The organism is Yersinia sp. FDAARGOS_228 (assembly GCF_002073315.2).
Classification (GTDB): domain Bacteria; phylum Pseudomonadota; class Gammaproteobacteria; order Enterobacterales; family Enterobacteriaceae; genus Yersinia; species Yersinia intermedia.
Window position 1 is genome coordinate 3750107 of sequence record NZ_CP020409.2, and the last position, 16208, is coordinate 3766314.

Sequence of the window (16208 nt, forward strand, 5' to 3'; positions counted from 1 at the left end):
GGATAAATAGCCAATCACAAAAATATATCTAATCATTACAATTATCCCTATAGAGATAACCCTAACAGGGCGTAATGAGTGTCATCAACAATAAGTAAATAGCCTACCCTTCAAAAAAACAAACCAATTATAAGTATTGCAAGCAACTTTACAGGCTAAATAGGATTAGCAATCAATGAAATAGAAAAAATGAATATCACCCTGCAATATTGTGAAAGATAATATCTAGAGTACTATTGTACAAGGCCGAATCTAAGCTATAACAATAATTACCGAGGTAAAAAATTACTAGTTTTAAAATAAACTTATTGTTGATTCCAGACACCATACTGATCTAACACCTCTTTCGATATACTTTCTCCCAGAAGTGCTAATTAATCTAAATTTAAAGTTCAGTCATTAAAGGAAGAAAACCCAGATCAAGAAGTTTGATCTCAACATCATTAGCCTTGCCTATATGTTCTTTATTATTTCCATCAAAAACATCTTCAGTTGAAACAATGATAGTTCCTTTTGGTTTATCAGCATCCATAACAGGAATAACCTTAGCTGCCTCCTGAATTAACTCTGGCAAAATAAAATGAGGAACATACAGCATCCAACCTACATATAGTCTATCAGGAAATACATTCTTCCCTAATACTCCATATCCTTTAGAATCTACATTCACATAAGAACAGTTAAAGAAACTGGCTATACGTGATATAAACACCACAAAGTTCGAATAAGTAACCTTTTCACTTTGCGGTACTAAACTAAGTTCTACACTAACTCGGTTTCTTTCATCATAAAACATCTTTCTATAACTAATTCCACAACTATGATCATCATCACCTGCATCCCACACCCCTTCAATGAATAACGGTTTATCTTTATTAAAATTACGAGTCCATTTAGAATGGGTTCGTTCGGATATAGTCCCATCTTCAAATGCAACTTGGCTTAAGGCTTGTTTTCTTGAATATCCCTGCTCATACCATTTTTTTTTAGTCTGAAAGAGATCATCAATTTCCTCTACAATGAAATTAAATTGCCTCAACACCTCAGAGAATTCGATATCATCTACTTGGCTTCGAAAATCAAATCTCACAATAAATCTAGTGTCCATTATTAATGGCTCCCATCTAACGATGATATCTTTCAATGTAAAAAAAATAGTAGAGAAATATTTATAACTCATTGGCTGCATAAATATCCAAACAACTTTCAACGGCTGGTTTACTGTCGCAACAGCTTGATGGCGTGATGCCTGACTAATTGCACTTCCATCACCTTTCCACCATTCTTTTTTTGTACCATCAGCCCTGAAAAACTGATCATATCGTGCCTTCGCCTCCCAGAACTGACACAGTTTATCTTTCCAGCCATCAAATGAAACACCACAATACTTAAACTCCTGTATCTGCTGCGTTTCCAGATTATAAAAAGTGCCACAAATGCGTGTCTGGTAGTTTATTTATTCATAAGCAGCCAACAGTTCTAATTTTTATTAATGATGACCAGACCTAATGCATGAGTAGGATGATAAAATAACATCATGACATCCAATATTTCCTTCAGAAAACCAACCAATAACTCTACTCAATGGAAAATTATGACGCGAAAAACTATATCATTGCAGATGTATACGACTTAATAAGTAATGTATATCATTACAATAATTTTCATTATTATTTAATATTTTTATTTATACTGATATTTCATAACCCACCAGCATAGTCAAAAAAAACAATCATTCCATAACCTGATGAAACGTCTGCCTATCTATACTACTAAGCTCTGACAATACTGGTATAAAATTCGCTGAATCACTTATCGCATTATGTAACCACAACGTCATTTAAGTCCTCAGCAGAAAAATAATTATCATATTTCATATGTATAATAGTTACATCCCTTTAATCAAAGGCAACAGTCCATTAGCTGCCAACTCCATTTCCACATTATTTGCACAAGCTATATCAGTTTTATTTTTACCATTAAATTCATCTTTCGATACAACTATTGTTCCAATGCCATTGTCGACATCAAATAATTTATATGCTGAGGGTGTATCCTCACGTGTGATTTTCAATGGTAAATATAGCATCCAGCCCACTGGTAATCTATCATCAAAAACCTCGCGTTGATTAAATCTATACTGCTCAGTATCTAACAGTATATATTTAAATGCCCACCCGTCATACTTTATCATCTTATCAAAAACATAGATAAAACTATCGACATCATTGTAGTTGGATAAATATTTTATAGTTACCGACAATAAATATCTTTCATTCGAAACTGTTGGCGTATTTTTATAGCAGATGGTAATGATACTATCATCTTCATTCTCATCAGCTAGAACAATGTTTATGGGTTTATTATTATTAATTAAATAATCCACATAGGATAATGCATCTTCTATAATACCCATTTCATTAATAGCTATAATTCGTCTTGAGGGATGAGCAATTAACCAGTTGTGTTTTTTCTCTTGCCAAGTAGGTAGGACATCGATCAAATACTTTAACTCTTTGAATAATTGATATGAGGTTAAATTATTCTTTCGGTAGAGTAAAGATTGAATTTTGTAATGCATATCAACTCCTTAATTAGGGAATATGTTTTTTATATAATCTAAAGGCATTGGTTTGTATATGACATTTATAGCTAAATCTTCCTCCGCAAACTCAATCCTGGCATACTTAGCACTTATTGGTTGCATGAAATACCACTCTAATTTACCTGGTGGCATTCCTTTAAAAGCACTGACATTTTGTGCTCTTGCTTGCTTCATAAAAAGGCCATCTCCAAAATTTTTTATAGTCATAAAAAATTTTACATCCCCATTACTATCAAAAAACTGGTCATAATTTGCCTTACTTTCTTTTAGTACACATTCCTTTGGAACAAAACCATCAAAGGCCACACCATATGTCCACTCCAGTATTTTCATAGCAGAGAAATGAATTGGAAACTGACAGATATAAAACTGGTAAGCAATACTTACATCTGACCACCCCTCAATGTTTTGTAAGGTTACTTCCCCCTGTGTATATGCACATTGTTCGCATCCCTCCTCACTTAACTCTTTAGTCAGTGCCGCAGCCTCTGCCTTCACTTTCTCTATTTCCTCCATCCGTGCAAGGTATGCTTCTCTGGCGGAGTCTAGGTTTTGAATGATACCAATTACGCCACCCAGCCGGCCTCCCCCAGCTCGAGGAAACGATCCTGTTCTGCCTGCAGGTACAGGGAATGTCCCTCCAATATCACTCATATACACCTCCTCGTTTCATGAGGTTCTCCCTAATTTGTTGGTACTTTATATACTCGTTCTCGACGCTTTCTGTGCCATTCAATAACCAGTCTTTCATTGCATCCGCTTTATAGAAGTTGGGTTCAAAAGCGTTCATAATTAAAAAATCAGTTTTCACCAGTTCGTTTTCAAAACCGTGCTGACTAACGAAAGCATCCGCATCTTTTAGCCTTGTCATCAATTCATTATCACCGCTAAGTGAAGGTGAGTTTTGGACAATAACCTGGTAAAGTCGATTTATATAATTATTACTTTCTCTTTGCGTAAGTTGCGCAATCTGCTCCTGCGATATCTTTATTATCATAAGTAATAACTAGCCTTATCTTTCACATTTACCATTCCACCATCCGCCTGAAACACCCATTCTTCAACTCCTCTGACAAACTGACCGTAATCAGGTTCATTCAGCAGAAGTTCAATTTCAGCCAGAATACGTGGATCATAAAACCGAAAAAATGCACAGCGACCGTCCGGAAGTTGTAGGGTCAGAAAAGGTTTGAAGTGGATAGCTAGATCCTCCAGAGAACCTCTAGAAATAATCCATGAAACAGCAGGCAAAAACTCGGACAGTTGCTTTAGCTGTTCTCGATGATGTTCCGATGCATTCAGGCGGTACAACCATGGACCGGCAAAAGCGATTCGTGAATCAGGCCAGATATTTAGAAAAGGTACGACCACACCCTTTTCATTCTGAATTTCCTCACCGAAATAACGTTCATATTGTAGCCCGTCAACCAGAGCAAATAGAGAACAATCAGGACGAGTCATTAATTCTCTCATGATGAAGTCATATGCACTGATATTCATTATTTCCCCCTTATCACAAAAGCATTTCCATTCATCGCAGCCTTCATCAGGCAACTGAGGCAAATACCACTCCCTGCCACCGCCTGAAATGGCATTGTCGCTGTCGCCGTCATCGCCGTCCTTTTCACCTTCCGCACATACTGGCTTGTCGTGCCGTACTCTATTTTCCCCGGCTCGATTTTCAGATAACTGCCGCCACCGTTAAGGGTGATGCGTTTTTTACCCGCAAATAAGATGTCATCTGCCGAGGTGAGGGTGAGTTTCTGTTCGGCAAACAGACGCATATTGCCGTTCTGGGCCTGTACCTCAACCGGGCCTTCGCCCGATTTCAGGCTCAGTTGCCCGCTGCGTGCAAACAACCCCAGTTTCTCACCGGTCAGCACGGTCATATTGCCCATAACCCCTGCACTGATATCGCCTCCGGCGTTAACCACCACATTCTTGCTTGCCGTAAGCTGCATATCTTCACCACTGACAAACGCCACACCCTGTGGAGCCGAAAAATGGATAACCTCATTTAACGGTTTCAGCCGCTGCGCAAACATCGCTATCTGGCTGTCAATATCTGCCTTCAGCGCTTCGGCCTGCCCGGCTGCGGCTTCCAGTTGTGTAATCTGTTGTTGAAGATGGTCAATTTCTTTTAGTGCGCCATCCATATCCAGCACTTTACCGGCGGCTTTCTGTTGCGCATCCGCACTGACAAACAACCCTTTCGTGGCGCGTATTGCTCCGTATTCATCGGTTCGCAACTCTGCGCCTGTCCCGCGTGATTTACCCTGAGCATCCACCAGATGACCGGTATTCAACTGCGTTTTACCAAACTCTGTGGCGAGCTTGATGTGCTCCTCACCACGCTGGTCCTCCATCCGCAGTTTCGAGTTCGCCGGCGTCCTGAGGATGTTGCGGCTGTGGTTATCACGGTTAACGTGGTCAGGGTGTTCGGAGTCGTGCAGCCCATAAGCAATATACGGCAGGTCGATATCACCATTGCTGAAGGCTATTGCCACTTCCGTCCCCTCAATCAACGGAGTATGCCAGCCATAGGTATCACCGGCATACGGCTTCGCCATTCGCAGCCACAGATAGGCATATCCCTGCTCTGTGCCAGTACGGTCAAAGTCCAGCTTTACCCGGTAACGACCGGTATCATCGAGCCAGGCATAGAGGTCGTTTTTCTCTCGACTTTCTACTCTTGCCACAAGTGTGCCGTGAATTTCCGGGCGCGATATTTCCGGCGGGCGGAAGCAGTAACGTTCGGTATACGGCATACCCCACACCGAGACGTGCAGGCGGGAATCACGGGACGCGCGAAAAGTAGTGAGTGTGATGACCACGCCTTCTTTCAGTGCCTCAATCACCTTTCCCTGTGGCTCCAGCACCATGCCCGGCGTCAGAGCGGAGGCGTTACTGAACAGATGAATACGGGCGGATTGATTCAGCTCACGCTCGTGGTGAATTCGCGCATAAAATGCGCCACTTTCGGTTTCTGCTTCTGGGTCAGTGTCATCACCGGCTTGCCGATAGGGGGCGGCATAGCGATAGTGTTCGCCGTTCATCACGGCATCGTTACGGACGGCGACTGTCGCATCCTGCGGCATGCCAGCCATACGGTAGTTATAATCACGGGTATTCACACTCCCGGTGACCACGTCGTGCCAACTGCGCACTTCCCAGACGGATTCCATAGCACCATCATCAAGCCCAGACGGCTCACTGTAAGGCAGGCGCACATCAAATTGGTAATGAAGCTGGCTGTCAGCAAATATCACCGTTTCCTGCTCTGTCGTATCCACCATTTCAGAGCGGAACCAGATACCGACCTCAGACAGTAGTCGCTGAATAAACTGTAAATCTGTTTCCCGCCATTGGGTGATCAACTCACGCGGTGGGTAGGTGCGTTCGAGGCGAAACTCAAAATCCGCGCCTTCCAACCCATGGTAACGGAGAACCTGCTCAACCACGTCAGGCACTGACTGGTTCTGGAAAATCGCACAGTTCCGGCTGCGGGAGAGCAGCGCCAAACGTGATTCGAGAGTGACACGGTAGTGCGACTGGTCAGCAGAGCTGGAGAGCCATTCCAGTCTAGTGAGAATACCGTGAACCACTTTGCCGTAACGCATCCGCAATGTGGCGTACTTCATCAGTACCTGCTCAGGGGCAATATTCGCCTGCTCAGTGGTAAATTCAATATCCCAAGAGAAGGGGCGGCTCAGTGCCTCACGGCCCCGCAGATGCAACACGTCAGGTGTCACTGTGCTGTTATTAATGTCCAGCACATAGCGGGACTGCCGGTTAAAAAGTGGTAATCCATTATCCATTACATTACTCCTTCAGCGGAACCAGAACGAACCCGCTATTACCCAGTTCAATGATGCGCGGTTTATCCGGGTCAAGGTCTTTACGGCTCAGCACCAGACGCCAGGTGTCATCTTTCATATCTGGGCGGTTAAATAGCCCGATGATGGCGACAAACTGCGTGTTCTCATCCATCGGCATATCCAGCATGACGTTGCCCTTTGGCATAACCAACACCGATTTAGAGGCCAGAATGTCGTCTTTAAGTACCGTATCCGCTTGACGCAGCAGGGTCTGGTAGTCAGCCGAATCCACATTTTTGCGGTCTTTAAGCTGATACACCCGAACCATGGTCGCCAGCGGCGTCTGTTCACCATCGGCATTGATGGCCGCACGAGGGGAAAAGTCCAGGTGAAGCGTTTTTATCTGTTTGTAAAAAATAGATTTCGTCATACTGACCGTGCCGTCCTTGACTGTCTGGGTTAGACCGCAGCCTGCAAGCAGGCTACAGAGGGTAAGCACAAATATCCGCCAGCCGATTACTGTTGCCATTCAGGAATTCCTTTTATTTATACCCGTCATACTTCAAGCTACATGTGCGTTGGCTGCGGGCTAGCATAAATGCTGTTCAAATCGGTTCCCGACCGATTTGTCTCTCACTTGCCGCCTTCCTACAACTCGAATTATTTTGGGTATATTAACTAATGAAAATTGGGGTTATTCAAAACGGTAATGACCGTCTTCTGCTGGAGGTAAAAGTTCGCAGGTTAGCCCTTCATAGCTGCCCAAGCTGACAGTCAACAATTGTCTGTTATCACTGAGTTTTCCGTCCTTCAAACCGAGCAAACCAGTACGCCCCAGTTGCATGCGTCGGCCCTTTCCTAGCCGGGGCTCAGGCAGCAGTTTGACGGGGACAGTAAGTCGCAATCGCACATCACTGCGATAGCCCAGATAGACCCGCATCAGTGCCAGCAGGTCGGTATGCAGCGCTCCACCAGGGAGCCAGCCATCCGCCTCAGCCGGGTTACGGGTGAACAGCGTGACCCGCACCCGGCTATTAGCCTCTTTGGCTGTTTTGCCCAGCGTCGCCCGTTGCGACAGCGAAACCCGATTTTCCCGCCCCAGACCACTGCGTCGGGTGACATGGATTTTTACCGGGTCATGCTGGATAACCGTGGCCTCAGTATTCGGGGCCAACAGGTTGACCAAGGCGCGGATCCCCTCAGCATTTCTCGTGGGTAACCGCATGGTGCCCAGCAGCGCCAGAAAACGGGAGACCGGCGTGGCGACGTGTTCAGCCGTACCGGGAATGCCTAACCCCACCAGCCCCAGCAAACACTGCGATGTTGCGTCGGTGCCACCGGCCTCGAACGTGGCGGGATACGCGTACTTTCTCCAGATACGGTAATACTGGGTGGTTATGCGGTGACTGAAGATATCCAGAAATGCGGTTAGGACTTCATGCCCCTCCCGACGCTGAGAGATATCATCCAGATAGGTACCCGGCAAAGGAGAGTCCACACCGTACATCCCGAGAAAGGTGGTGCGCACGGTGGGCGGTAGGTCTGGATTATCTTCATCAATTTCAATCTGTTTCAGTTCGCTGACCGGAAACCCCATTCCCGGCCACGGGCGAAAGCGCACTGGATCGGTTCCCGGATGACTGGTCGTACCCAATAAAGGCGAGTTCGGCGAATCCTGTTCTAACAACTGGCAAAACCGGTAAAAGTTGACGCGCCAGATATTGTTACTTAATGCCTGTGTCAGCCCGGTACGTGCTGACTGTGGTTCTCGCGCCATCTCAATCGTTTCCCTGTAGGTTGCAGCACCAGTGTGAGCTGGTTGAAAAGATGAATATCGGCATAGAGTGCGAAGAAGCGATGCAGCATCTCACCAAACAGATTCACATCACCCTCGCCGGTAAAATTATCCATATTAAGGGTCACTTCGATATCCACCCCCCTAAGCATAAATCCCTGTTCAAAGCGGCGGATAAGGGTATGCTTCACCGCCACAATCGCCTCCAAACGGCGGCGATTCATCTCATCATCGGTCCAGTCATACAGCGCCAGAGTACCCCGCAGCACCTCGGGATTGTCCATCATGCTGAGGAAGTTTGAGCCCAGGTGGCTCATCACCCGCCAGTGAAAACGGTCATTCGCCGGGGGGTACAGCGGCAAGCTCGGTGCTGAGAGATTAAGCACTCTGACCGGCACCTTTCCGGCTTTTACCGCCCGGTCCAGCAGGGTACTTTCCAGCGCTTTACGCGGGAGTTGACCGTTGGTGCCCGTGATACGCATGGAGAGTGACTCCGGTTTTTCTGCCAGTTGCTCCACTTCAAAGGAACGTCCGCCGAGGATAAGCCAAGTGTCATACAACCCAGATGCCCCCCGTTTTACTCGAGTATGGTAATAACGCTCTGGCGCATCGTGACGCATCATGCCACCCCGATGACGGAAACTGGTAAAGGGCACATAAGCGTGTTTACCGTTTTTTACCGCACCGTGGATATTGTCCACACTGTAGATTTCGGTATGGCCATCCTGAAGGCGCAGCGGCCGCAGGAGGTATTCATTATCAAGCGGGTTGAGTGTCAGCGGGTCCGCTTCCAGAGTGAAAAGGTTGATAACCGGCGCACAGTGCAGACGGAAACTCTCGGTTTCAAACGGCAGGTCAGACGACCAGGCTTCGTTGAGCACGATGTCAATTTCAAACCAATTACTGTCCGGCGTCAGGCCGATAGTGTCCAACCCGTGCAACTCCACAAACATAAACTTCGGCCGGAAACTGAAATACTCCAGTAACAGTTGATATCCGCTGAAGGCAGTCTCGGCTTTTGGCCACAGCCGGTCCTTATCATCAAAGCCCATCGGTTTGCACCAGCCATCAAACGTTCGACGCTCGGTGCGCGTCCCTGCATGGCGGGCGTGCATAGCATGCACGTTACGGGTTAACGCCAGATGCAAAGCAGAACTGACCGGACTTTCTGCATTAAGGTAGATGGCAACCTTATCTATCCCCGCTTTAGTCCAGTCCACCTTTTCCGTGCATTCAAAGCGTAGCCGGATAGCAGAGCGCCCATCGTTTTCCGTATGCAATCGGGCATCGGCAAGATACAACGGCTGAAGCGCGATTTCTCGAGTTGTGCGGTATTGGCAACTTGTTTTATGCGGCCCCACTGGACGGGACAAAATAGAAAAGCCCTCTGGCAAGGATTCGGTCTGGCGCAGGTTACGCCAGTCAGGTGCAAACTCTACAATCGCCAGAGACGGGATAGTGCGCATGTAATGTGGCCAGAGCAGGCTGACCAGCCCTTCCGTCAATTCCGGTAGGTCGTCATCAAGTTTTTCGCGCATCCGCCCCATCAGGAAGGCAAAGCCCTCAAACAGGCGCTCCACATACGGGTCCCGTGCGCCCGGTTTATCCAGATTGAGCATGGCTGCCCGATCTGGATGAGCGCGAGTAAATTCTTTACCGGCCTCGCGCAGATAGCGCATTTCGGCCTCATAGTAGCGCAGCGTTAAATCATCCATGCACGAGGCTCCTGGAAATCATCAGAGAAAAAATAAGGTCAGCCACAGAGCACCATAGCCCGGGCAGGATCAATGGAGATAAGACCCGCCATTAGTGCATCCATTTCCGGTGTCAGACGGGTTTTATCAGACTCGCTGCGACTGGCTTTCATGCGCAGTAATTTCAGGCGGCGCGCCTGCACTTCAAACAGTAAGGCAGGTTCCCAGTCATTGAGCGTCAGGTGTGGGCCTGTTACCGCAAGCTCGCCAAGTAAATGCAACGCCATGTCGTTACGCCCGTATTGTTCGGCCACCCTTGCCATCAGCAGCCGCAGTAACCAGCGGTGACGAGGAGACTCCAGACCAGGGCGTGTTTGAAGCCAGGCAATTGCCGACTCAGGCCCCTCGCTATCGCCCTTTTCCATCGCCTCAGTTTCTAACGTGAGCACATCCTCAGCCTGACTGCTGGCAACGCTTGCTGATTCATCATGGAAGACCAGGGTATCTTCGCGTACTTTCTCGTTTATCCAGCTCAACGTGACCTCATCTGCAAACGGGGTACCATCATTCCAGGCCAACGTTTCCAAGCCAGATAGACGCTTCAGGAACAAACGCAGATCAAGGACAATGTATTCAGACCATGCATCCCAAGGCTGCCCCGCGTGGCTCAGTCCCTGCCAGAGGTACCATTGCACGTCGAGCCAGAAGTGGTTAACACCTTCGCAGTACATCTGACTGGCCTGTTCGACCAGAGATGCCCAACTTTGCTGACGGTACAGGCGTTTAAGCTGGGCACGATACTCCGGTTTTGGCGGCAGAAGTCGGGTACGACCACTGGCATCCAGCGGCGGGATTTGGTCGACCGTATCCCAACGTACCGTTTTCATCAAACGGTGGGATGCCAGCCAACCCTGCGGTTGCTCTCCGAGCCAGCGGGAAAGTAATTTAGCCTGATCCAGCAAATCACGGCCAGACTGAACGGCTGACAACTGTGGTGAATTGCGGGTACCCGGAGTGGATACTGAATCCTGAATGCTGCTGTTTTGCGGAATAATGACATCCAGGCCGCCGGATCGCGCCAGACGAGTTTCAAGTGCGGAGCACAAGCCCACAAAAGAAGGTTGTTCGTTTTCTGGCCAATCACTGACTGCCGTATGCAGCAGGCTAAGGGCACCGGCCGTCAATCCGGCATCCTCACGCGCCACTTCCGGCCAGAGCATGAGACTGTCAAGAACCTTGGCGCTGTTGAGCCACTCCAGCGCGCCTTTACGGGCCGCCGGGCGCAGGGGATGGCAGAGGGAACCGAAGCGAGTTATCATCGCGGCCAGCAAAGTCAAACCTTCTGCCAGCCCTTTCTCTCCGTCACGATGCAGGCGGGCCTGAATGTACCAGGTCACCGCGCGGATATCTTTGGCGGTCTGGCAAAGGAGTTTCTCTGCTAACTGGCACAATAATTCAGGGCTAGTCCCTGAGAGCTTATTGATCTCCTCTCGCATCGACTGAAAATCATCATTATAAGCAGGGTCTTCACCGGTCTCTGATTCGGAACTGATTGGCAGTAACCAGTTATCCCAGAGTGATGAGGCGCTTTTCGCTCGGCTGAGCAACTGCTGCTGATCAGCCTCATCGGTGGCGCATACGGATAACAGTGCTTCCGGTGAACTCATACTTTCCCTCGTCGGTTTATCTCGTTCATCAATTTCCCTTCGACCTGTAGCTCATCATCACGGTTATTCACCCTCTTTCGCCGCTTGGTCCACGCTCTCTTCACCCGGAGCAACATTAAAGATCGACTCCGGCAAGCGGAATCCCTGAAGTTTCAGTAGCGCAAGCGGGCCGTCACCAAGTTCGCTGCGCAAAATAAATTTGAGTGTATTGCCGTCCGGTGTCTTCCACACCAGTTGGGTGCGACCGCTGTCCAGTGGTGTGATCTGTGCTTTATCGAGTAAACGAATCAAGCCCCAGTTTCCCTGATTATTGGCATACAACCGCATGCCGGTGCTGACACTGCGCCAACTGAACTGCACGCCCGGATAGTAGCTATTCCCAGGCCAGGTGAAGCTCTGCCAGCTTTCCATCTGGTTGAAGTAATCCAGGCTCTGTTCGTCAATCGTCATCTGCATTCGGGCAATATCTCTGGACGGACGCGCCATCAGCTCAAAATGAACATTGGCATCACCCTGAGCAAAAACGATGTCTGAAAGCTCAGCCAACTGGTTAATCGCGGTGAGGAACGTCGGATTGACACTCATTCCCTGACTGGCCGCCGGGTTTACCACCCAACGGTTACCTTCCTGATGCAGGATGCCGCCGAGGTTGGTTTTTAGGAATGCAGTAATACGCCCGGAATCGCTGCGCAAGAACTGAGCCAGTAGCGGCAGCGAGGCATCACTGCCGGTCGATTTGAAAGGATAACGACCCGCAAAGGCTTTATTCCACTGGTCAACAATTGTGCTCTGCCAACGGACATTCAGACTACCCGCAGCCGGAGCCAACACTTGACGCCATGCCAGATCCAGTGGTTGCACAAACAGCGCCTGACCAAAGCCACTCCACTCCTGCCCAAGGCTGGCTGCCATCAGGCTGCCGTAGTCGCGGGTATCAGTCAGATCGATGGCTTTTCCCTGAAAGACGGTCTGGGCCAACATCTGTGACATAGCTTGTGGATCGGGTGCGCTGGTGACTTGCTGAAGCTTGAGGCGCACCTGTGTGACACGGGCAAGCCACGATTGGAAACTCAGGTTACCGTTATTACCGGTGCCGTCTTTTCCTTCCATAACACCTAACAGTGGGCCAAATACACCGTCCAGTGGACCACGAGGCCCCTGAGCCTGCTGTATGAATTGCTGTGCGTGCTTTTCGCGCTTAATCAGTTTTTTGGCTGAATCCACAATAGAATCCGCCAGTGCTTCACTTTTTTGGCCGGTTCTCCCCTGCCAGGAGAGCGTATTCATCAGGGCAACCAACGGTGACTGACGTACATCAGCTACCAAATTTAACTGGGCAATGGCCTCGGAAAGTGAGCTTGCCGCATGCCATTGAATACTGTTAACCATATTCAGCCAGGCATTACCGAAATCGGTAAAATAACGTTCGGTGAGTCGTGTTTTCAAGGCTTCCGGTGACATTTCACTGTCCGGCTGATGCGTTTTATCCGTCAGAACCCAGTCAATTTCATTGCGTCGGGTTTTCACTACCTCATCAATGGCACCCTGAACCTGATCTTCCCATGCCTGGCGGGTGAACATGCCCGGTACGACTTCATCCGTACTGAACAGGGTTGACGCGTCAGTGTCACCCGTCATGTCAGCCAGCGTTAAGTCAGGCCAGTTACTGGAGATACGCTTGAGCATCTCCTGATACAACCCCGCCTCGGCATTACGTTGCCCTATCTGTTTGAGCAGGATTTGGCGTACGGTACTAATAAGTTCGGTGTCAGGTTTTATTTTCCATTCAGGATGCATCGGGAGGTTCTGGGCATAAAAGCCCAGTAGCTTGGGTGCCAATGACTGCCAAACCCCCTGCGGTACGCCTTCTCGCGTCGGCCAGGACTCCATCATATTTTTCGACAACCAAACCGCATCTGCTTTATCTGGGTGAGACAACATTAGGTAGCCTTTAAGCAGGTCGTAGGCACGCTGCGTGCCCTGCATCCTGCCCTCACTGGCAGGACGCAGTTTTACAAAGGCATCCAGTTGCTGATGAAGATGGTGTGCGGTGGCATCGCGCATCAGTTCATTATTATTGCGGGTATACAGCGGCCAGAGTGCGGCCAGCGTATCGTGGTCCTGATTAAGTCCAAAGCGGGTATACCAAGGAGCCCCGTTGACTTCGCGATTTTGCAGGCGGGCGATGGCTTGCTGGAGAATAAGCTGATTACGCAGACGCTCGAGCAACGGTTGTTGCGTATCGGCAGCAATACGCGCGGTTTCCTGCGCCTGATAAATTTGCGTCCGGTTTACGCTCAGAGACAACAGCGTACCGGCAGCCCAAAGAGCAGCCAGAGCAAGAAGCAACAGACGCAGCACTTTCAGCCCGTCGAAAGTGGTTTTTTTTGCGACAGCATTTTGACTGTCTTCTACCACGGCCTGCCACGCGGGGCTGCTCAGCCGGACATGTGGTGCCATATCAGCACCCGCCAGTTCCGGACTGAGCATAATGCCACGAAGACGGTAGGAGGCAGCGCCTTGCATCAGCCCGTTCAATAAAACGGTCAGTCGGGCTTTCAATTCACCTTGCAGGCGGGAAGAGAGTCGCAACAGCCAGTCATGACGGGTGTCGTTCAATATCTGCGCCATCCCGGCATTACGCAACCGGGGAACCAGTTCATCAAGAGAAGAAAGTGCCTCTTCTGGCATCACGCCCGGCTTAAGTAGCGTACCTATTGCCGTTAGCTCTCCGGCTTCCTGTGCGCCATATGCTTTATCTGTCAGCCACAGCCAGACGGGGGCCTTCCAGCCCAGCAATTTGTCGGCCCTTTGGCGGTTGCGTAAAAAAGCATCACATTCAGCGACAGAGGGGAGTGAGCCGGTATTGAGGACGTGGACAATGCCGTCCAGCGGGCGGCGTGGTCGCACCTGTTTAAGTGCGGACAAAAACATCTCATCCGGCAGCGACTGCGCATCCCCTGCGTGAACCAGAACAATACCATCGCCTTCCTGCCACACATCACGGGTTAACCCCGGCGCAGCTTTCTCAATGTCAGCACTGTCGCCCTGTACCAGCAGGATACGAACTTTACTTTTCCAGAAGCGGCCATAGCGTAGGTGAAGGTGTTCGGTGAGTAATTCTGGGGCAAACTGTGCCCCCCCTTCATCGGTGTGATATTCAGACAGGCTATCTGTTTTGTCTGCCTGCTGGTTTTTATGCCAGCGGACATGCAGACCGGTTTTTCCTGCGCGTTCGAACATGCGTTCCACCGCCCAGGCAATACTCCCAATAACGATTACGAGTAACGCACAATACAAGGCGATCCCCGAGGCGTCGTAAGGACCGAATCCCGTCACATGCGCCGCTGCCTCCGGCCAGTACCAGAAAATACCGGCAGTAATCAGGATAATACATATTAAAAATAGAGCGACAGAGCCAATAACGGATGAGAGTTTCATGACTGATTTACACAATTCCTGATGATTTTTCTGGCGTCACAGCACATAACTGGTGACAAGAAGGTGCTGATTCCACGACCACTATTTGCGGTTCTTCGTCAGCATGGCACTGGCGGGCAGCCAGGATCACGGACTGCCATGGGGCTGCCGTGTCGGCATAACCGGCGACAGTATCAATATTGACATTACGCTGTGCCGTGAGCTCTGGGGCATAAGTCGCACAGGCCTGACTCCAGGTATCTTCACTTGCCATCTTTCCCCCGGTGATCCAGCCTCTGAGCGGTGCAGTTTTAGCCAGTTTCCCCCAGAGCATCGCGTTGTTCAGAGCGCCGGGGAGGTCGCCGTCTTTGCTGATTTGTGGGCGATGGATCCGGACTGAGGATGAAGACATCTTTGGAAGTCGGCGGTTGCTCACTAACATGATGGTGATAGACTCACCACTGTCTTGTGGCGGAATATCATAAAGTTGTGCACTGATAACCAGCAGTGCGCTGGGAATATCATGATGCCGGTCAAGCCAGTAATCCAGAATGCGAAAACCCGAGAGGTTACGGATCCTGCGCAACGGATATTGAATACCTGAAATCAACGTATCCGTGATATCTGCAACACTGTCACAGGCGTCGAATGCGATATAACACGGCATATCAGTCGGAAGACGCGCCAACATATTCGCGGCATGGCCACAAATATCAGCCACATAACTATCCAGAATATCAGCAGGTTTTCCTCTATCGGGTAAGGCTGAATGCCGTAGAACACTCATGTTATCTCTCGCGAGGACAGGTTCAAGAATGGGGGACCTTTTGACGGCGACCAGATGCGTTTTCATCCCGTCAGTTTCCAGCGCATTAATCAGGTATTCACCAACAAGCCAGGTAGAACGCTGCCCCCGAGTTGTCTCTGATGCAATCAACTTTTCCCGTTCTTTATTCCATGAGTCCGTACCGATCCGCTCCAGTTTGTAAGCTATCCGGCGTAATGCAAAAGCGCTGCCCCAAACCAGGGTGGGCAGACAGGTTGCAATAAACCAGAATTTGAAACCGGCGCTGTCACCTGACCAGAACCAGAGCGTCATACCCACACCGATGAGAAAAATCACGATACCAGCGATTATCCAGCGAGCGGTGGCAGGTCGGGTAATATCCGGTGCTTTATCCGGGATTGCATCAAGATTGACAGGCATAA

The 16208-nt window shown here is 49.1% G+C and carries 12 protein-coding genes and 1 pseudogene; all 13 read right to left on the reverse strand.

Going from position 1 to position 16208, the window contains the following annotated elements; genetic code table 11:
• Positions 1-385: 385 nt before the first annotated feature.
• Entirely contained in the window at positions 386-1108 is a 723-nt protein-coding gene (locus A6J67_RS23715) for an Imm52 family immunity protein (protein WP_226967852.1), read from the reverse strand.
• Between the two features lie 132 nt (positions 1109-1240).
• Positions 1241-1456: pseudogene (locus A6J67_RS23810) on the reverse strand (Tox-REase-5 domain-containing protein); the annotation flags it as partial.
• Positions 1457-1888: 432 nt separating this feature from the next.
• Positions 1889-2581 carry an Imm52 family immunity protein gene (locus A6J67_RS17415; RefSeq protein ID WP_050297596.1) on the reverse strand — a complete coding sequence of 231 codons (693 nt, stop codon included), beginning with the start codon at positions 2579-2581 and terminating at the stop codon, positions 1889-1891.
• 9 nt (positions 2582-2590) lie between these two features.
• Positions 2591-3259 carry a restriction endonuclease fold toxin 5 domain-containing protein gene (locus A6J67_RS17420; RefSeq protein ID WP_050297597.1) on the reverse strand — a complete coding sequence of 223 codons (669 nt, stop codon included), beginning with the start codon at positions 3257-3259 and terminating at the stop codon, positions 2591-2593.
• A complete protein-coding gene (locus A6J67_RS17425) occupies positions 3252-3602 on the reverse strand; it encodes a hypothetical protein (RefSeq protein WP_050297598.1) in 351 nt (116 codons plus the stop codon). The genes A6J67_RS17420 and A6J67_RS17425 overlap by 8 nt, the downstream gene beginning before the upstream one ends.
• Complete coding sequence (locus tag A6J67_RS17430) at positions 3599-4105, reverse strand: DUF4123 domain-containing protein (protein ID WP_050297599.1); 507 nt, start codon at positions 4103-4105, stop codon at positions 3599-3601. The genes A6J67_RS17425 and A6J67_RS17430 overlap by 4 nt, the downstream gene beginning before the upstream one ends.
• Positions 4105-6423 carry a type VI secretion system Vgr family protein gene (locus A6J67_RS17435; protein ID WP_050297600.1) on the reverse strand — a complete coding sequence of 773 codons (2319 nt, stop codon included), beginning with the start codon at positions 6421-6423 and terminating at the stop codon, positions 4105-4107. The genes A6J67_RS17430 and A6J67_RS17435 overlap by 1 nt, the downstream gene beginning before the upstream one ends.
• A gap of 4 nt (positions 6424-6427) precedes the next feature.
• The gene (gene tssJ / locus A6J67_RS17440; RefSeq protein WP_050297601.1) at positions 6428-6952 is read right to left on the reverse strand and encodes a type VI secretion system lipoprotein TssJ; all 525 of its coding nucleotides are present in this window, start codon (positions 6950-6952) and stop codon (positions 6428-6430) included.
• A gap of 165 nt (positions 6953-7117) precedes the next feature.
• Positions 7118-8200, reverse strand: coding sequence for a type VI secretion system baseplate subunit TssG (gene tssG / locus A6J67_RS17445; RefSeq protein ID WP_050297602.1), 1083 nt, complete (start codon positions 8198-8200; stop codon positions 7118-7120).
• The gene (tssF, locus tag A6J67_RS17450; RefSeq protein WP_050297603.1) at positions 8164-9933 is read right to left on the reverse strand and encodes a type VI secretion system baseplate subunit TssF; all 1770 of its coding nucleotides are present in this window, start codon (positions 9931-9933) and stop codon (positions 8164-8166) included. Before tssF ends, tssG begins: the two co-directional genes overlap by 37 nt.
• 38 nt (positions 9934-9971) lie before the next feature.
• The gene (tssA, locus tag A6J67_RS17455) at positions 9972-11579 is read right to left on the reverse strand and encodes a type VI secretion system protein TssA (RefSeq protein ID WP_050297604.1); all 1608 of its coding nucleotides are present in this window, start codon (positions 11577-11579) and stop codon (positions 9972-9974) included.
• A gap of 63 nt (positions 11580-11642) precedes the next feature.
• A complete protein-coding gene (locus tag A6J67_RS17460) occupies positions 11643-15020 on the reverse strand; it encodes an ImcF-related family protein (RefSeq protein WP_050297605.1) in 3378 nt (1125 codons plus the stop codon).
• 7 nt (positions 15021-15027) lie between these two features.
• Positions 15028-16206: a hypothetical protein gene (locus A6J67_RS17465; RefSeq protein ID WP_050297606.1), complete on the reverse strand. Its 1179-nt coding sequence runs from the start codon at positions 16204-16206 to the stop codon at positions 15028-15030.
• Positions 16207-16208: the final 2 nt, after the last annotated feature.